10 protein-coding genes, 11 tRNA genes and 3 rRNA genes are annotated in these 17,793 nt (G+C 48.5%); 2 read left to right on the forward strand and 22 right to left on the reverse strand.

Features of this window, described 5'->3' with window-relative positions:
* Positions 1-48: 48 nt before the first annotated feature.
* From DCC85_RS19235 to DCC85_RS19335, 21 genes are all read right to left on the reverse strand, one after another.
* Entirely contained in the window at positions 49-1,479 is a 1,431-nt protein-coding gene (locus DCC85_RS19235) for a CdaR family protein (protein WP_108467015.1), read from the reverse strand.
* Entirely contained in the window at positions 1,472-2,302 is an 831-nt protein-coding gene (gene cdaA, locus DCC85_RS19240; protein WP_108467016.1) for a diadenylate cyclase CdaA, read from the reverse strand. Before cdaA ends, DCC85_RS19235 begins: the two co-directional genes overlap by 8 nt.
* 215 nt (positions 2,303-2,517) lie before the next feature.
* A complete protein-coding gene (locus DCC85_RS19245) occupies positions 2,518-3,135 on the reverse strand; it encodes a zf-HC2 domain-containing protein (RefSeq protein ID WP_108467017.1) in 618 nt (205 codons plus the stop codon).
* Positions 3,136-3,245: 110 nt separating this feature from the next.
* On the reverse strand, positions 3,246-3,824 hold the full coding sequence (gene sigW, locus DCC85_RS19250) for an RNA polymerase sigma factor SigW (RefSeq protein WP_108467018.1): 579 nt from the start codon (positions 3,822-3,824) through the stop codon (positions 3,246-3,248).
* Between the two features lie 201 nt (positions 3,825-4,025).
* Positions 4,026-6,821: a phosphoenolpyruvate carboxylase gene (gene ppc, locus DCC85_RS19255; RefSeq protein ID WP_108467019.1), complete on the reverse strand. Its 2,796-nt coding sequence runs from the start codon at positions 6,819-6,821 to the stop codon at positions 4,026-4,028.
* 287 nt (positions 6,822-7,108) lie between these two features.
* A tRNA-Gly gene (locus tag DCC85_RS19260) sits at positions 7,109-7,179 on the reverse strand.
* A gap of 9 nt (positions 7,180-7,188) precedes the next feature.
* Positions 7,189-7,265: transfer RNA gene (locus DCC85_RS19265), tRNA-Pro, on the reverse strand.
* A gap of 16 nt (positions 7,266-7,281) precedes the next feature.
* Positions 7,282-7,358 (reverse strand) — tRNA-Arg (locus DCC85_RS19270).
* A gap of 1 nt (position 7,359) precedes the next feature.
* Positions 7,360-7,434: transfer RNA gene (locus DCC85_RS19275), tRNA-Gly, on the reverse strand.
* A gap of 8 nt (positions 7,435-7,442) precedes the next feature.
* Positions 7,443-7,526 (reverse strand) — tRNA-Leu (locus tag DCC85_RS19280).
* A gap of 12 nt (positions 7,527-7,538) precedes the next feature.
* Positions 7,539-7,611, reverse strand: a tRNA-Lys gene (locus DCC85_RS19285).
* A 3-nt stretch (positions 7,612-7,614) separates the two neighbouring features.
* Positions 7,615-7,689: transfer RNA gene (locus tag DCC85_RS19290), tRNA-Gln, on the reverse strand.
* A gap of 46 nt (positions 7,690-7,735) precedes the next feature.
* Positions 7,736-7,811: transfer RNA gene (locus DCC85_RS19295), tRNA-Val, on the reverse strand.
* A 9-nt stretch (positions 7,812-7,820) separates the two neighbouring features.
* Positions 7,821-7,892 (reverse strand) — tRNA-Glu (locus DCC85_RS19300).
* Between the two features lie 6 nt (positions 7,893-7,898).
* Positions 7,899-7,974: transfer RNA gene (locus DCC85_RS19305), tRNA-Thr, on the reverse strand.
* A gap of 3 nt (positions 7,975-7,977) precedes the next feature.
* Positions 7,978-8,053: transfer RNA gene (locus DCC85_RS19310), tRNA-Asn, on the reverse strand.
* Positions 8,054-8,067: 14 nt separating this feature from the next.
* Positions 8,068-8,184 (reverse strand): 5S ribosomal RNA (rrf, locus tag DCC85_RS19315).
* A 232-nt stretch (positions 8,185-8,416) separates the two neighbouring features.
* Positions 8,417-11,348 (reverse strand): 23S ribosomal RNA (locus DCC85_RS19320).
* Positions 11,349-11,773: 425 nt separating this feature from the next.
* Positions 11,774-13,329 (reverse strand): 16S ribosomal RNA (locus DCC85_RS19325).
* Together the 16S, 23S and 5S rRNA genes with 11 tRNA genes alongside form the textbook arrangement of a ribosomal RNA operon.
* Positions 13,330-13,710: 381 nt before the next feature.
* Complete coding sequence (locus DCC85_RS19330; RefSeq protein WP_108467020.1) at positions 13,711-13,941, reverse strand: hypothetical protein; 231 nt, start codon at positions 13,939-13,941, stop codon at positions 13,711-13,713.
* Between the two features lie 178 nt (positions 13,942-14,119).
* A complete protein-coding gene (locus tag DCC85_RS19335) occupies positions 14,120-14,728 on the reverse strand; it encodes a stage II sporulation protein M (RefSeq protein WP_108467021.1) in 609 nt (202 codons plus the stop codon).
* A 196-nt stretch (positions 14,729-14,924) separates the two neighbouring features.
* Between DCC85_RS19335 and pdaB the strand changes: the two genes are divergently transcribed.
* Together pdaB and gerD are read left to right on the forward strand one after the other, a co-directional pair.
* A complete protein-coding gene (gene pdaB / locus DCC85_RS19340) occupies positions 14,925-15,731 on the forward strand; it encodes a polysaccharide deacetylase family sporulation protein PdaB (protein ID WP_108467022.1) in 807 nt (268 codons plus the stop codon).
* A gap of 123 nt (positions 15,732-15,854) precedes the next feature.
* Positions 15,855-16,607 (forward strand): spore germination lipoprotein GerD, encoded by a 753-nt coding sequence (gerD, locus tag DCC85_RS19345; RefSeq protein ID WP_108467023.1) that lies wholly within the window; start codon positions 15,855-15,857, stop codon positions 16,605-16,607.
* Positions 16,608-16,652: 45 nt separating this feature from the next.
* Here the strand turns inward: gerD and DCC85_RS19350 are convergent, their stop codons facing one another.
* A complete protein-coding gene (locus DCC85_RS19350) occupies positions 16,653-17,762 on the reverse strand; it encodes an Mrp/NBP35 family ATP-binding protein (protein ID WP_108467024.1) in 1,110 nt (369 codons plus the stop codon).
* Positions 17,763-17,793 lie beyond the last annotated feature (31 nt).

A 17,793-nucleotide genomic window follows, 5' to 3' on the forward strand; every position in this document is an offset into this window, starting at 1 on the left:
ATTCTCTGTTCATTGTATTGTGTTATAGCCAAAAACTGTGACACTTGCTCAAGGAGCATTAGTGGAATTTGTATTGCTCTCATCTGTGTTGTTCCCTGAATTACTGCTGCCTGTTCCTCCATCGGCGCCGCTCCCACCGGTCCCGCCTTTGGACGCATCACCATCAGTCTGATCCGGCTCGGTCTGCACCTGATCCGGCTCCTTATCTTTATTTGTCCCCGGAGCCGTTGTAGCCGGCTTATCTTTGGCGGTAATCTCAACCTCTGCCGTAAGAGAGGCGTCATCGGTCAGATGAACATAACGCGGCAGATCCAACTGCAGGGTCAGCTTGTGAGTACCAGGTCCAAGCCCGCTTAAGTCCGCGACCAGGGCAATATCCTTCGTCGTCAGACCGGATACTCGATCTGTGGTTCCCTCCACAGGAATGGACAAAATCCCTCCTGGCGGCGTTAATATCTTGGCCGAGTAATCGGTACCCAGGTTATTCAGCGTAATGGGAACGCCCTCGATGGTCCTGGCGATAAAAGGTGCTGCTTTAACAGTCACCTGCAAAGAGCTCGGCTCGATTTTCTCAAAACCTTTAGGCGGCGTCAAGTCTACCGTAAAGACAGACTCCTTTTGTCCCTGCAGCTTGCCTAGATCCACCGTGATCGGGTAAGAAGTAATAGTGTCTAATGTTTCTTTAGGCCCATATACGACGACCTGCTCTACGCTGCTCTCCACATCGGAGAGGGCATAGCCTTCAGGCAGCTTTCCTGTCGTTTGTATTGTGACCGGAACGCTCTTGTAGAGCTTGATGACCGGGACATCGACTTCAACCGTATCAGGAGAAATTTCGGCATTCTTCATAATCTGCCCAGCCTTATCGTAAGCTGCAAGCTTTACGGATTTCCCTTTGATAGACCCGTCAATTCCGGACACATCAAGCGTGGCTTGCACCTTTTGTACCTCTCCAATTTCACTTTCAGGCAGGGTGACCTTTACCTTCCCTCCATCCTTCAATACAGGTGTGCCGATCTGGAGCCCCTCTGAAGGCTCTCCGGTGGTCACAACATTCGCTTCAAAGGTCTTTGAGGCTTTAGCCTCAATTGTAACCTTGACGTAAGACGGAGTTAATGCCACGACGTCTACCCCGGAAGGAACCTCTGTAATCAAAGGCAGGGTCTTTGTGCCCGGAGTGACATTTTTCAAATCCAACTTTACCTTGTAATTATCATCGGAAAAAACCGAAGTGATGCTTGTACGCTTACCTGCAACCTCAAGCCGGACTTTATCCGGCTCAAGGCCATACAGCACATATTTATCCTCGTCAAAATTAGCGATCTGAATCTTCAAGTTATCAATGGTCTTCGTGCTGACCTGGGGCGTAACCGGAGCGACCGTCGTCGTACTATCCAGGTGCACCATCGCCCACAGAATAATACTGATACAAAGGGCGATCACTTTCGCAATATTATTGTTATTGAACCATTTATCCATGCTTCTTCACTCCCCACCGTTTCCAAAAAGGAGTCTTCTTCTCGATGGAGGCTGACTTTGGCCGCAGCTCGTCGTAGAGCTTAGAAATTAAAGATTCTTCATTAATATCCCGAACTACTTGTCCGTTGAGTGCAAGCGAAATCTGTCCTGTCTCCTCGGATACTACAATCGATACGCCATCGCCAACCTCACTTATGCCAATCGCCGCACGGTGACGGGTTCCAAGCTCCTTACTAATGAATGGATTCTCTGACAGCGGAAGATAACAAGCTGCAGCCGTAATCCGGTTGTCTTGAATAATGATAGCTCCATCATGCAAAGGCGTGTTCGGGATGAAGATATTAATGAGCAGCTCTGAAGTAATCACGGACTGCATAGGAATTCCGGATTCCACGTACTCGTTCAGTCCCGTCTCCCGTTCAAAAACAATTAAAGCCCCAATCTTTCTTCGTGATAAATAATTCACGGCCTTAATAATTTGGGAAATCACCCGCCCGAACTCCTCTTCATCTGCGGTACTCCGACCAAATAGCTTACCGCGGCCAAGCTGCTCCAGTGCACGTCTGAGCTCAGGCTGGAAGATGATGAACACGGCCAGTACGCCGAAAGTGAACATCTGATTCATGAGCCATTTTAGAGTATAGAGATCCAGCCAAGTGCTGACAGCCCAGATGATCACTAACACCAGAATACCTTTAAGCAGTTGGACGGCCCGGGTGCCCCGAACCAGCAGAATGAGGTGATATATTATATAAGTAACAATTAGAATATCGATAATGTCCTTAATGGACTCCTGCCAAGTCATATTTGAAAAATAGTCCATGCGAAAAACCCCCGGTCTTTCCTCATCTAGGTATGTAATACCTCTAGGTTATAACGTTCCTCCAGCTGTTGCAAGGCTATCGGTTCAGAATGTACGAGCGCTTCCGATGTTAGCCCTAATCCCTATTGTATCCTAGCTTACCCCTTTACAGCAAAAAAGACGCCTGATCCCCTAAAGGGAGGCGCCATGGCTGTTATCTTTCAAGCCGATAAACTTTAACGATAAGCAACTTCTGAGAATGTGTTCGTAATCCTGTACCATATCCAGTCCAGTGCCTGATCGATTATTTTGGCATCTCCGGCAATTTTAGCGGTTGAAGCCTGATAAAGGGCTCCATCTATGACGGTCAGGTTGCCCTGAACCTCCCCATATACCTGCGTATTGCCGTTCTCCACCGTCAAATCTCCGGCAATGGTTGTTCCTTCCGGAACAATGACCGTATGTCCTTCTATCTTGACTTGATCCAGATTAGGACCCTTTACAATAAGCTGGTCATTCGCCTTCCATACGGATAGCGTACTGAAGACCATAACCACCAGAAATAGCGCAGCAGCCGTCAACGCCGGATGCCGTCTGATCCACTTTAACCAAGCCTGCTGCTTACGCTGCTTCGGTATTTTCCGCATGATCTGCTCTACCAATGTATCCGAAGCTGATGGAACAGAGGTTTTAACCGCAGCAAACAGCATCAATTCAGTCTGCTCCAGCTGTTTGAACCGCTGCATGCAGGACGGGCATGCATCCAGATGAGCTTTGAGTTCGCGCGCTTCTGTCTGAGACAGATCTTCATCCAAATAGTCATGCATTAAAGTGGCAGCTTGTTTGCAATCCATTTGAGCCAGTCCTTTCCGATCATTCTGTATTTCCTATATATAACGGCGAACAACACCAGACACGCTTTATGCTTTAAATACGCATCAGGATTCGAAGCGTTTCAGGAAATTCAAATAAAAAATTTAGAAGATTCTAACTTTTTGCGCAAAAACTCCCGCCCCCGATGGACACGGGTCTTGACCGTCGTTACGGGCATGCCTAAAGTATCCCCAATTTCCTGCAAAGACATCTCCTGCAGATAACGGAGAATCATCACCGACTTATACTTCGCAGGCAGGCTGTCTATCGCCTGATGGATGCTCTGCTGGGTTTCCGACAGCATATACTCACTCTCCGGTGTACGTTCATCTCCCGGGATGAGTGCGTAACCATCGGTGCCCTCCTGATCGTTCAATTCCGCATCCAAAGAATAGCTTGGCTTGCGCTTACGCAGTCGGTCTATAGAGAGGTTCGTTGCAATACGGTATATCCAGGTAGAGAACTTCTGATTCTCATCGTAACGCATCCAGTTCTTATGTACACGCAGGAAGGTCTCCTGCACGACATCCTCGGCTTCATGCCGGTTATTTAACATGCGGTATGCTAAATGATAAAGCTTGTCCTTATACAGCTCTACGAGCTCAGCGAAAGCTTCCTGGTTCCCTTTACGGGCCAGCTTGACCAATCTCGTATCAAAATGTTCAACCATCCGTTATCCCCCAGATCCCGCTGACGGGCTTAATCCCGGTTCACATTTGTCGTCCCCGTCCACATACAATACCCTCTACGGACGACACTTCATTCCAAATGGTAATTCAGATAAGTTTAAAATGCAAGGTAAATCAAAAAGCTTCCTTCAACAACAAAAACGGGTACGCAGTGAAGCGTACCCGTTGAAGCTTCTCTTATATCAGCCAGTATTCCGAAGTCCTGCAGCAATTCCATTGATCGTAAGAAGCACTTCCCGGAGCAGAACAGCGTCATCCTGTTCTTGTGCTCTAAGGGAGCGAAGCTCTGTCAGCAATTGAACTTGCAAATAGCTGAGCGGATCCACATATGGATTGCGCTGGCGAATCGACTCTTGAAGAGCTGGCTCATGATCAAAAATTTCTTCCACTCCTGTGATCTTCAGGATCAAGGACTTGGTCAAATTGAACTCCTCTTCAATTTGACCGAAAATCCGCTCTTTGATCACCGGATCATCGCACATATTGGCATATTCCTTGGCAATAACGAGGTCTGCCTTAACAATGGCGAATTGAAGGGTGTCGATCAGCGAACGGAAGAACGGGAAGTTCACATACATATCCTGCATGATCTTCAGATTCTCTTCATTATTCTGGTAGAACTGCTGAAGCCCTGTTCCCGCAGCATACCATGCAGGCAGCAGATAACGACTCTGTGTCCAGGCAAAAACCCATGGAATTGCACGCAGGTCTTCGAACTTATCGCTATTCTTACGCTTCGATGGGCGAGAACCGATGTTAAGCTCACCCACCTCAAGCAGCGGTGTTGATTCCTTGAAGAACTTCATAAAGTCCGGGTCCCGGAAAATTAAATCCTGATATTTATGAAGCGACGTCTCAGAGATTCCTGCTACGATCTGCTCCCATTTCTCTTCGTAGAGGTCATTCTGCTCCGGCAGACGTGCCGCTACAGCTGCCGTAAGCAGCGCAGAGGTTGCTTGCTCCAAACTCCGGTATGCAATGCCTCTAAGGGAGTATCTGGACGAAATGACTTCTCCCTGCTCCGTGATCTTAATCCCTCCGCCAATCGTCTGCGGCGGCTGCACCAGAATGCTGCGGTTGAGCGGCATTCCTCCACGGCCCAAAGCTCCTCCGCGGCCATGGAAGAACTTCAACTTAATGCCGAATTCCTTGGCCGTAGCAGTAAGCTCCTTAAGAGCCACTCGCAATTCCCAGTTTGCCGTAACAACCCCGCCGTCCTTGTTGCTGTCAGAGTATCCAAGCATGATCTCTTGGAGATCGTTCATTGCAGCTACCGACTCACGGTATACCGGAATGCTGAACAGTTCCTTCAGAATAGCAGGCGCTGCATGAAGATCATCTATCGTTTCAAATAACGGCACGGATTGCAGCGTACAAGTGACAGAACCATCCGCTTCTTGACGGAACAGCCCTACCTCTTTGGCGAAGACCATGACTTCCAGCACATCACTTGTTGCCTCAGCCATACTGATCAAATAACTGGAGATGCATTTCTTGCCGAACTCCTGCTGTGCCTTGTAAACGGTGCGGTACACCTCAAGGCATTCCGTTGTGTTCTCGCTGTACTCCTGATAAGGAGACGTTAGAGGCCGTGGATCATTAAGCAGCTGCTCGAGCAGCTTAACCTTATCCGGCTCCCCGAGCAAAGAGTAATTCTCGACAATATTCATATGTGCCAAAATTTCTGTCATCGCATTTTCATGCTCTTTACTATGCTGTCTAATATCCAGAGTTGCTGTATGGAATCCAAACAGCTCAACCTGACGAATCAAATTGCGGATATGAGTATCCGCGACGTAATCGGCGTAGTGATGTCGCAGGCTGCGATCAATGATTTTCAAATCCTTAATAAACTCTTCGGGTTCACTGTATTGAGCTGGTGTTCCCTTCTTAGATGAATCCAGCACATTATAGAGCTTCTCAGTCATATACGTCAGCTTAATCCGGTAAGGTTCCTTCTCATTAGTCCATTCTGGAGTCTTATTGAGAATGACTTGGGCGCTATCCTGCTCAATCGAGCTTAGCAGCTCATCTGTAACATTAACAATGGATGTACTGAAGCTTAAGTATTTGAATAGGTCCGTCAAAATCCGCTGGTATTCTCTCACAGCTAGCTTCCGCTGCATTCTCAAAGTCTCCCAGGTGACATTCGCGGTTACCGATGGGTTCCCATCCCGGTCCCCACCAATCCAGGATCCGAAACGAAGATAGGCTGGCACATGCCAGTAATGCTCCGGATAATACTTACTTAAGCAGCGCTCCAACTCCTGATAAACATCAGGCAGGACATGGAATAAGGTTTCATGGAAATAATACATGCCGTTGCGGACCTCATCCAGTACGGTTGGCTTCCGATCTCTCAGCTCATCTGTCTGCCACAAAGTAATGACTTCATTTAGGAGCTTCTCGCGAAGCTGCTCCCGCTCGCGGAAAGTAAGAGTCGGATTATCCAGCATCATCACATCATCAGCGATCCGTTTATGAATATCAAGAATCGCTCTACGCATAGCTTCTGTTGGATGTGCTGTCATAACCAGCTCCAGGGACATCCCCTGCAAAATATCCTGGACCTCCTCATAGGTAAAGCCACGCTCTTTAAGATCCTTGACGGAAGCTTCGATTGAACCTTGCTGAACGGCCTCTCCAGCAGAACGCTCATAATCGCGTTTCCGCCGAATCCGGTGATTCTGCTCAGCAATATTAACTAGTTGAAAGTAAATAGCGAAAGCCCGGATCACTTGATGACGGATTTCAGGTTCAAGCGTATTGACCAGCTGCTTGAATTCCTCATGCAGCTCTGGCAAGAACACAGCGCGCAGCGACTTGCTCGCCTCACGTATCTTTTCGACAATATCTAAGAGCTCATTGCCGCCTTGATGGACAAGGACTTCTCCTAATATATTGCCCAAAAAACGGATATCGCGCCGCAGCAGGTTGTTGGAATTACTCTTGTTGGCAGTTACCGTTAACTCAGTCATGCTTCTCCTCCCATTTCATCCCGTAGTCCAAATTGCTTTACGCTTTTCTAACATCATACAATATCAAGACTTGAAAAGCTTCATTAAAATACTGGTTATGCCTCGAATACTCGTCAAATATATAAAATGAGCAAGAACTGCATTCGGTATTCAGGACCTCTTCATACTATAACACGTCAAAGCGATAAAATGATAGGATAAAAAGACAACTGCGATTATTTTCTATCGCAGTGTGTTACTTTGACAAAAAGCATCATCGCTAACGATGATGCCTTGCTTATGTATGAAGCGGGTGATGGGAATCGAACCCACGCTACCAGCTTGGAAGGCTGGAGTTCTACCATTGAACTACACCCGCAAAATATGATGGTCGGGATGACACGATTTGAACATGCGACCCCCTGGTCCCAAACCAGGTGCTCTACCAAGCTGAGCTACATCCCGACAAACAATAAAAAAATGGCGCGCCCTAAGAGATTCGAACTCCTGACCTTTTGATTCGTAGTCAAACGCTCTATCCAGCTGAGCTAAGGGCGCATGGAGCGGACGACGGGAATCGAACCCGCGACCCTCGCCTTGGCAAGGCGATGCTCTACCGCTGAGCCACGTCCGCATAAATAATGGTGCGCGTGGAGGGACTTGAACCCCCACGTCAAAGACGCTAGATCCTAAGTCTAGTGCGTCTGCCAATTCCGCCACACGCGCACATTTGAAAAGTGAGCCATGAAGGACTCGAACCTTCGACACCCTGATTAAAAGTCAGGTGCTCTACCAACTGAGCTAATGGCTCATATGGCTGGGGATATAGGATTCGAACCTATGCATGACGGAGTCAAAGTCCGTTGCCTTACCGCTTGGCTAATCCCCATCAAAGGATTTCTTTGATGCCTGAAACAAATTCACTTTTCAATAAATGGTGGAGGCTGAGGGGTTCGAACCCCCGACCCTCTGCTTGTAAGGCAGATGCTCTCCCAGCTGAGCTAAGCCTCCGTATTGGAATGACCCGTAGGGGAATCGAACCCCTGTTACCTCCGTGAAAGGGAGGTGTCTTAACCGCTTGACCAACGGGCCTTATCATGGAGCTCTCAACCGGGATCGAACCGGTGACCTCATCCTTACCATGGATGCACTCTACCTACTGAGCTATGAGAGCAGGTGGCTCCCCGAACAGGACTCGAACCTGTGACAACTCGATTAACAGTCGAGTGCTCTACCAACTGAGCTATCAGGGAATAATATTAAGTTCGCTTGGCGGCGTCCTACTCTCCCAGGACCCTGCGGTCCAAGTACCATCGGCGCTGGAGGGCTTAACGGTCGTGTTCGGGATGGGTACGTGTGGAACCCCTCCGCTATCGCCACCAAACAGGTTTTTTCCGGTCGCTATCGCTCCCTGAAATTCATCAAGGAAAATAACCCACCTTCAAAAACAACCTGCGAGAAAATATCAAACCTTGATATCTACCCACAATTCTTCAGATGTTTGATCACCTGAAAACTGGATACGAAACTTCATTGCGTTCTAGTTATTCTCTGGGCCCCGCCAAAGTACTCGGAATAAGCTTCGTCAGCCTTTTCTTCACTTTGTGGGGTCATTTTAGGATAAGCCCTCGACCGATTAGTACTGGTCAGCTCCATGCATTGCTGCACTTCCACCCCCAGCCTATCTACCTCGTCGTCTTCAAGGGGTCTTACTAATTGGGAAATCTCATCTTGAGGGGGGCTTCACGCTTAGATGCTTTCAGCGCTTATCCCTTCCGCACTTAGCTACCCAGCTGTGCTCCTGGCGGAACAACTGGTGCACCAGCGGTGCGTCCATCCCGGTCCTCTCGTACTAAGGACAGCTCCTCTCAAATTTCCTACGCCCACGACAGATAGGGACCGAACTGTCTCACGACGTTCTGAACCCAGCTCGCGTACCGCTTTAATGGGCGAACAGCCCAACCCTTGGGACCTACTTCAGCCCCAGGATGCGATGAGCCGACATCGAGGTGCCAAACCTCCCCGTCGATGTGGACTCTTGGGGGAGATAAGCCTGTTATCCCCAGGGTAGCTTTTATCCGTTGAGCGATGGCCCTTCCATGCGGTACCACCGGATCACTAAGCCCGACTTTCGTCCCTGCTCGACTTGTCAGTCTCGCAGTCAAGCTCCCTTTTGCCTTTGCACTCTTCGAATGATTTCCAACCATTCTGAGGGAACCTTGGGGCGCCTCCGTTACTCTTTAGGAGGCGACCGCCCCAGTCAAACTGCCCACCTGACACTGTCCCCGCACCGGATTACGGTACCAGGTTAGAACTCCGATACGATCAGGGTGGTATCCCAACGTCGCCTCCACCGAAGCTGGCGCTCCGGCTTCCTAGGCTCCCACCTATCCTGTACAAATCGTATCAAAGTCCAATATCAAGCTGCAGTAAAGCTCCATGGGGTCTTTCCGTCTTGTCGCGGGTAACCTGCATCTTCACAGGTATTAAAATTTCACCGGATCTCTCGTTGAGACAGCGCCCAAGTCGTTACGCCATTCGTGCGGGTCAGAATTTACCTGACAAGGAATTTCGCTACCTTAGGACCGTTATAGTTACGGCCGCCGTTTACTGGGGCTTCGGTTCACAGCTTCGGGATTACTCCCTAACCGCTCCCCTTAACCTTCCAGCACCGGGCAGGCGTCAGCCCGTATACTTCGCCTTGCGGCTTCGCACAGACCTGTGTTTTTGCTAAACAGTCGCTTGGGCCTTTTCACTGCGGCCCCCTCGGGCTATTCACCCTACCGAGGCACCCCTTCTCCCGAAGTTACGGGGTCATTTTGCCGAGTTCCTTAACGAGAGTTCTTCCGCGCGCCTTAGAATTCTCTTCTCGCCTACCTGTGTCGGTTTACGGTACGGGCACCTTCACCTGGCTAGAGGCTTTTCTTGGCAGTGTGAGATCATGACCTTCGCTACTGTAATTTTCACTCCCCATCACAGCCCAGCCTTAAAGTGTGCGGATTTGCCTACACACCAGCCTCACTGCTTGGACGGACATCCATCAGTCCGCGTCACTACCCTGCTGCGTCACCCCATCGCTCATAGCGGTTTACGGTGGTACAGGAATTTCCACCTGTTGTCCTTCGACTACGCCTTTCGGCCTCGCCTTAGGTCCCGACTTACCCTGAGCGGACGAACCTTCCTCAGGAACCCTTAGGCTTTCGGCGGATCAGATTCTCACTGATCTTTTCGTTACTCATACCGGCATTCTCACTTGTATGCTGTCCAGCGCTCCTTACGGTACACCTTCAACCTACATACAACGCTCCCCTACCCCTGATACATTCATATCAAGCCATAGCTTCGGTGGTGTGTTTAGCCCCGTTACATTTTCGGCGCAGAGTCACTCGACCAGTGAGCTATTACGCACTCTTTAAATGGTGGCTGCTTCTAAGCCAACATCCTGGTTGTCTGTGCAACTCCACATCCTTTCCCACTTAACACACACTTGGGGACCTTAGCTGATGGTCTGGGCTGTTTCCCTTTTGACAATGGATCTTAGCACTCACTGTCTGACTCCCGGATATGAGTCCATGGCATTCGGAGTTTGACTGAGCTTGGTAACCCTTGGCGGGCCCCGCACCCAATCAGTGCTCTACCTCCACGACTCTTTTCTTCCGAGGCTAGCCCTAAAGCTATTTCGGGGAGAACCAGCTATCTCCGAGTTCGATTGGAATTTCTCCGCTACCCCCACCTCATCCCCGAACTTTTCAACGTTCGTGGGTTCGGGCCTCCAGTGCGTGTTACCGCACCTTCACCCTGGACAGGGGTAGATCACACGGTTTCGGGTCTACGCCCACGTACTCAACTCGCCCTATTCAGACTCGCTTTCGCTGCGGCTTCGGCTCTTCACCTTAACCTTGCACGGGAACGTAACTCGCCGGTTCATTCTACAAAAGGCACGCCATCATCCATATAGAGGACTCTGACTTCTTGTAAGCACACGGTTTCAGGTTCTGTTTCACTCCCCTTCCGGGGTGCTTTTCACCTTTCCCTCACGGTACTGCTTCGCTATCGGTCGCTAGGGAGTATTTAGCCTTACCAGATGGTCCTGGCGGATTCATACGGGGTTTCACGTGCCCCGCACTACTCGGGATCCGTCTCGGAGGGATTAGAATTTCGGTTACAGGGCTTTTACCTCTTCTAGCGGGCCTTTCCAGACCTCTTCGCCTACCCTAATCCTTTGTAACTCCATGTGAGACGTCCCACAACCCCAGAGAGCAAGCTCTCTGGTTTAGGCTGTTCCGCGTTCGCTCGCCGCTACTGACGGAATCACTCTTGTTTTCTCTTCCTCAGGGTACTTAGATGTTTCAGTTCCCCTGGTCTGCCTCTTCACACCCTATGTATTCAGGTATGAGTGACTGGCTATTACACCAGCCGGGTTTCCCCATTCGGACATCCCCGGATCAAAGCTTGCTTACAGCTCCCCGAGGCCGTATCGTTGTTCGCCACGTCCTTCTTCGGCTCCTAGCGCCTAGGCATCCTCCGTGTGCTCTTAATAGCTTAACCTAATCGCTCGGATTTTGGGCCGATACGCTCTGTTGTTCCTTGGTTTCTCGATTGAAATGAATCAAAGTTGAAACCCACTCACAAAGGATCGATCGTCTCCAAAATACCTCGCTCTGTAGCTATCACTTCACTTGTTCTCTTCGATCACAAGTTTCAGCTAAAGAAATGTTTCTAAAACGCAATTTCGTTTCGTTATCCAGTTTTCAAGGATCAAAGCAGTTTCATAGAAACTGCGACCTGTGTGAATTTCGGTCAATCCCATTGGGTTGATGAAATTCATGCAGATCCATTTTGAGAGTTTGAGCTCTCAAAACTGACCAACGAGTGAGATCACAAGCTTTACAAAGTAAAGCTACTTCGAAAGCAGGTGTTTAGCCCAAGGGCTTTATTTGAATGTCTTCACCACCGAAGACGATTCTCCATAGAAAGGAGGTGATCCAGCCGCACCTTCCGATACGGCTACCTTGTTACGACTTCACCCCAATCGTCTACCCCACCTTCGGCGGCTGGCCCCCTTGCGGGTTACCTCACCGACTTCGGGTGTTGTAAACTCTCGTGGTGTGACGGGCGGTGTGTACAAGACCCGGGAACGTATTCACCGCGGCATGCTGATCCGCGATTACTAGCAATTCCGACTTCATGCAGGCGAGTTGCAGCCTGCAATCCGAACTGAGACCGGCTTTTCTAGGATTCGCTCCAGATCGCTCCTTCGCTTCCCGTTGTACCGGCCATTGTAGTACGTGTGTAGCCCAGGTCATAAGGGGCATGATGATTTGACGTCATCCCCACCTTCCTCCGGTTTGTCACCGGCAGTCACTCTAGAGTGCCCAGCTTGACCTGCTGGCAACTAAAGTTAAGGGTTGCGCTCGTTGCGGGACTTAACCCAACATCTCACGACACGAGCTGACGACAACCATGCACCACCTGTCTCCTCTGTCCCGAAAGAAAGGTACATCTCTGTACCGGTCAGAGGGATGTCAAGACCTGGTAAGGTTCTTCGCGTTGCTTCGAATTAAACCACATACTCCACTGCTTGTGCGGGTCCCCGTCAATTCCTTTGAGTTTCAGTCTTGCGACCGTACTCCCCAGGCGGAATGCTTAATGTGTTAACTTCGGCACCAAGGGTATCGAAACCCCTAACACCTAGCATTCATCGTTTACGGCGTGGACTACCAGGGTATCTAATCCTGTTTGCTCCCCACGCTTTCGCGCCTCAGCGTCAGTTACAGCCCAGAGAGTCGCCTTCGCCACTGGTGTTCCTCCACATCTCTACGCATTTCACCGCTACACGTGGAATTCCACTCTCCTCTTCTGCACTCAAGCCACCCAGTTTCCAGTGCGACCCGGAGTTGAGCTCCAGGATTAAACACCAGACTTAAATGGCCGCCTGCGCGCGCTTTACGCCCAATAATTCCGGACAACGCTTGCCCCCTACGTATTACCGCGGCTGCTGGCACGTAGTTAGCCGGGGCTTTCTTCTCAGGTACCGTCACCTCAAGAGCAGTTACTCTCTCAAGCATTCTTCCCTGGCAACAGAGCTTTACGATCCGAAAACCTTCATCACTCACGCGGCGTTGCTCCGTCAGACTTTCGTCCATTGCGGAAGATTCCCTACTGCTGCCTCCCGTAGGAGTCTGGGCCGTGTCTCAGTCCCAGTGTGGCCGTTCACCCTCTCAGGTCGGCTACGCATCGTCGCCTTGGTGAGCCGTTACCCCACCAACTAGCTAATGCGCCGCAGGCCCATCCGTAAGTGACAGATTGCTCCGTCTTTCCCAAATCCCTCATGCGAGGAACTTGTGTATCCGGTATTAGCTACCGTTTCCGGTAGTTATCCCAGTCTTACAGGCAGGTTGCCTACGTGTTACTCACCCGTCCGCCGCTAAGTTACTTAGAAGCAAGCTTCTAATTAACTCCGCTCGACTTGCATGTATTAGGCACGCCGCCAGCGTTCGTCCTGAGCCAGGATCAAACTCTCCAATAAGGTTTTTTCGAGGTGACATCTTCATCGAATTGCTTCGAGAAAATAACCATCCGAAAATGTATTGAATAAGCTGATGACTCATTTTGAAACTGACGAGAAAGGATCGAATTTCAAATCGAGATGGATTTGAAATTCATCCGTTATTTCTCATTTATATCTCACTCGTTGTTCAGTTTTCAAAGATCAAACTTTCTCGCTTTTCATCATCACCGCATCTCAGCGGCGACTTTTATAATATATCATGTATTACTTCGTTTTGCAAGAGTTTTTTTAATTTATTTATTACTTATTAAAATTCATGCTCTTGCCGAGTTGCTCCCAAAAGGGAACGGAAATTAATTTATCATATATTCGCCCAGATAGTCAACATCCAATTTTATACTACTGCTTGACGGGCATTGCCTTATTACGTCTTGCATATTTTGAAAGCTCTTTGGAAGGAGCAAAGCGGGCATACATTCTGAATACGGTATTATATCTTTTGGCTATAGCATTCCGTACTTCCTGATCTAGCCTCTGGTCACTTAAATCAAAAAGCATCTCATCAAGCTCCTTGCGCAGCACATAATCCAGTTCCCTGCATTCTTTCTCGTTTAATAGCATTCCAAGCATATCCATCTCTCCTTTAGCTCCACTGCAATGTAAATTTAGTATGGGTAAGGGTCCTAGTAAGGTTGATTACCCCTATTCATGTTGGCATGAACCCGCTTCTGAATAACAGCTTTATTGTTATGCTCACATTTTTGTAAAAATATGATTCCTCAGCTAAATTCACACTGATTTTTCTTAATCAGCGAATCAAGTACAGCGTTATCGTGCTCTCGATTCCTGCCGCAATCAGAAGCAGCACAATGATCCAGAACGATGCCCTTATGGCTGAACCCATAAACGCTCCCCAGCTCTCTTTGTCGCTTCTCCTCCCTGTTAATCCTTCTCCTATGCTCCTCCAGACCTTGTATCCAAAGTGCAGACCAAAGGCTCCTGCAATCATAATAGCCGGAATTTCAATAATGCCATGTGGAAGTAAACCTTGAACAATGAGCCTAGTAATATCTTCTCCTCCCTGAGCAGCCGTCTGCAGCACATAACCAATCGCCATTCCATTGATCACCATAAATAACGCTGGAATGATGCCCAGAAGAGCCCCTGTGAATAGAACCAATACTCCTTTAACTGCATTGTTAATAAAAATGAACCTAAAAAAGCTTAACTCTTGATTGCTCTCTGTCTTCAATTGGGAGCTTATTTCACCGAGCTTCTCAACCTGCGCTCCTATAAACTGCTGCAAGAACTCAGCGTTTACTGTACCCCAATAGACTCCCGCCGCAAAGAGAAAAACCGACAATAGAAGTGACTTTCGATACTTGATCAGATCCTTAGCAAACCGGTGTACTGACATATGCTTTTAGTTTTCCTCCACTCTTCAACTTTTCTTCTAATACAAACTGTTTCATTTCAATATTTCCTCCCCAGAAAATCATGACCAAGCTGTCATATCGAAAGAGGGTCCAAGCATACATTATACCAATTGAGACTTAAGCATGTTGTGGAGATACCTACGTATATTTTCAAACCAGAGAGGGGCAGGCCAAGGAATGAACAATTTTTTTTATGTCATGAATGGTAGGAAGATTAAGCGGCTGTTCTTTGTATTTGCTGCAGCAATTATGGCAGCTGGTGTCGTCTATGTGGAAAGCGGAAATATTAGCGTCTTCTCCGAAAACAATCCTTCCGCAGTTTACAGCGTATCTACCGAGAAAAAATTAATCGCCCTGACATTCGATATCAGCTGGGGAGACAAGAGAGCCGAGCCCATTCTAAATGTGCTGAAGGAGAAAAACATCCAAAAAGCTACCTTTTTCCTTTCCTCCCCATGGAGCAAAAGTCATCCTGAAATTATAAAGACAATTCAGGCACAAGGCTATGAAATTGGAAGCCATGGTCATAAGCATACCAATTACAGTCAATTAAGCGAGGAGGAAATTGTAGAGCAGTTAAAAACGTCAAAGGCCATACTGGCTGAGACTACTGGTAAAGCCCCTGATCTTCTGCGCCTGCCCAATGGAGATTTCGACAAGCGTGTATTGCGGATCGCAGACAGTATGGGATTTAAGGTTATTCAATGGGATACCGACTCCCAGGATTGGATGAATAAAGGTGTGGATACCATCGTTAATCGAGTAGTATCTCGGGCTCATCCTGGAGATATTATACTGATGCATGCCAGCGATGCCTCCAAACAGACCCATGAAGCACTTCCTGAAATTATAGATCAGCTTCAGAGCCAAGGGTATGAATTCGTCTCAGTGACGGATTTACTAAACCAATCTGAGGTTAAGGGCAATGAAGTTAAAGATCAAGCTTGGATACAGCGCCAATATGAAACAGCTATAGGTTTATAGTCCTCCTCCCCGTTTTCTTCGGAAAACGGTTTTTTTATAACCATGATTTGTAAGAGCATAAGTTCCCTCTCCAAATCGCATAATACAGTCAGCGAGAGATGATTTTCTAAGGAGGAAGGAACCTTGAGCAGGAGAAAGGGTTACTGCCGTGCGATCTGTCTCATTTGTATCCTCATTATCCCCTTAACCGCATGTGGAGCGGAAGAAAGCTCTTCCTCCTCCTCACAAGGCGGATATAAAGAGACTAAATCCATGATATTAGATATCCTCAAAAGTGATGATGGTAAGAAAGCGATTATGGAGTCCATTACATCGGGTGGTCAAAGCGGGGGCTCCTCTGGAGGCAGCGGCTCAGATTCAGGATCTGGGGGATCTGGCGGCACTATGGGCATCAAAATGATTATGCCTTCCCAGACCTCTGACCAGCTTCGGTTAGCAGTCAAAGACACGATGATCTCTCCAGAGTACAAGAAAGAAATCGAAAACATTATGAAGGACCCTAAGTTTGCAGGAGATTTTGCCAAAGCAATCAATTCAGAGAGCAAGCAGCTTCACATGCAGCTGATTAAGGATCCAACTTATCAAAAGTCGGTTAGCGAAATTATGAAGTCGCCCGAAGTGAGTAAAATGTTTCTGGATTTAACCCAAACCCCAGACTTTCGCAAGCAAACTATGACTGTCATGCAAGAAACAATGCAGAGCCCCCTATTTCGTATGGAGGTTATGGAACTGTTAAAAACGGTCGTCCAAGAACAGCTTCAGCCAAAATCGCAAGGTGGTCAGCAAGGCGCCTCTAAAGGAGGCCAAGGCGGACAAGGCGGAGGCCAGGGCGGAGCTTTAGGTGGTGGCGGTGGTGGACAGGGTGGGGGAGCCTAAATCCACCATTCTCCATCAATCATAAAAAAAGACTGGCTCTAAGAGTCAGTCTTCTTTGCATTTTTGAATAACGACCGCTGCAAGGTCATCATATCTTCTTCCGATTGGAGTATCATCTTTATACACAGAAGGAGAAAAGTCCGGCTCAGAAGGATGATTGTCAGGGCTGCCTAATGGAATTTGTGCAAGCAGATCCGTACTCAGCGTCTCTGCCAGTCGCGCTCCTCCTCCTTTTCCAAAGACATATTCTCTTTCACCGCAAGAAGTGCACTCGTAAAATGCCATGTTCTCCACTACGCCCACAATCTCATGGTCTGTCTGAATGGCCATAGCTCCCGCTCTGGCAGCCACATAAGCGGCCGTAGCATGCGGCGTTGTGACAATGATCTCCTTGCTCTGTGGAAGGATCTGATGAACATCTAGAGCTATATCGCCTGTCCCAGGAGGCAAATCCAGAAGCATGTAATCCAACTCTCCCCAATTCACTTCACTAAGGAACTGGCGAATCATACGGCCGAGCATAGGGCCCCGCCACACGACAGGGTTGTTCTCTCTAACAAAGAAACCCATAGACATGACTTTGACGTCAAATCGCTCTACAGGAAGCATTTGGCCATTCTCAACATGTGGAACTTCCTCTATCCCCATCATATCTGGCACACTGAAGCCATAAATGTCCGCATCGATTATTCCTACCCGCTGACCCATTCGGGCTAATGCCGCAGCTAGATTCACAGTAACCGTTGACTTGCCTACCCCGCCTTTTCCGCTAGCTATCGCAATAAATTTAACCTTGCTATTTGGATCAAGCAGAGGTAGCGATTCCAAACCGGCTCCATGACCCTTCAAAGGGGCTTTGTCCGTATCCTGAGTAGGATGTGTTTGAGAATAACCTGCTTCAGCAAGCTCGCTTTCAGAAGCGTTCCTTATACGAATATGTACCTCTTGTATTCCGGCTTGCTGCAGGCGCTCACGGATTTCCCGTTCTATGGCTTCATTCGCAGCATGGTCTTTGTCTTGGCTGACTAAGGTCAGAGATATCCTCTCTTCCTTGATCATAATATCTCGAATCCACTGCATCTCTACGAGACTGCGACCGAGCTTCGGATCCGCAATTGGACGTAAAGCTGCTTGTATCCATTCTTTTGTAACCAAAATACACGCACCTCATTTTTCACATTTGCTT

Source organism: Paenibacillus sp. CAA11 (assembly GCF_003060825.1).
Taxonomy (GTDB): Bacteria; Bacillota; Bacilli; order Paenibacillales; family Paenibacillaceae; genus Fontibacillus.

Excerpts from the sequence above, each read along its gene's own strand:
- cdaA (WP_108467016.1), bottom strand. The coding sequence starts at position 2,302 with ATGGACTATTTTTCAAATATGACTTGGCAGGAGTCCATTAAGGACATT.
- DCC85_RS19245 (WP_108467017.1), bottom strand. The coding sequence starts at position 3,135 with ATGGATTGCAAACAAGCTGCCACTTTAATGCATGACTATTTGGATGAA.
- sigW (WP_108467018.1), bottom strand. The coding sequence starts at position 3,824 with ATGGTTGAACATTTTGATACGAGATTGGTCAAGCTGGCCCGTAAAGGG.
- ppc (WP_108467019.1), bottom strand. The coding sequence starts at position 6,821 with ATGACTGAGTTAACGGTAACTGCCAACAAGAGTAATTCCAACAACCTG.
- DCC85_RS19330 (WP_108467020.1), bottom strand. The coding sequence starts at position 13,941 with ATGCTTGGAATGCTATTAAACGAGAAAGAATGCAGGGAACTGGATTAT.
- DCC85_RS19335 (WP_108467021.1), bottom strand. The coding sequence starts at position 14,728 with ATGTCAGTACACCGGTTTGCTAAGGATCTGATCAAGTATCGAAAGTCA.
- pdaB (WP_108467022.1), top strand. The coding sequence starts at position 14,925 with ATGAACAATTTTTTTTATGTCATGAATGGTAGGAAGATTAAGCGGCTG.
- DCC85_RS19235 (WP_108467015.1), bottom strand. The coding sequence starts at position 1,479 with ATGGATAAATGGTTCAATAACAATAATATTGCGAAAGTGATCGCCCTT.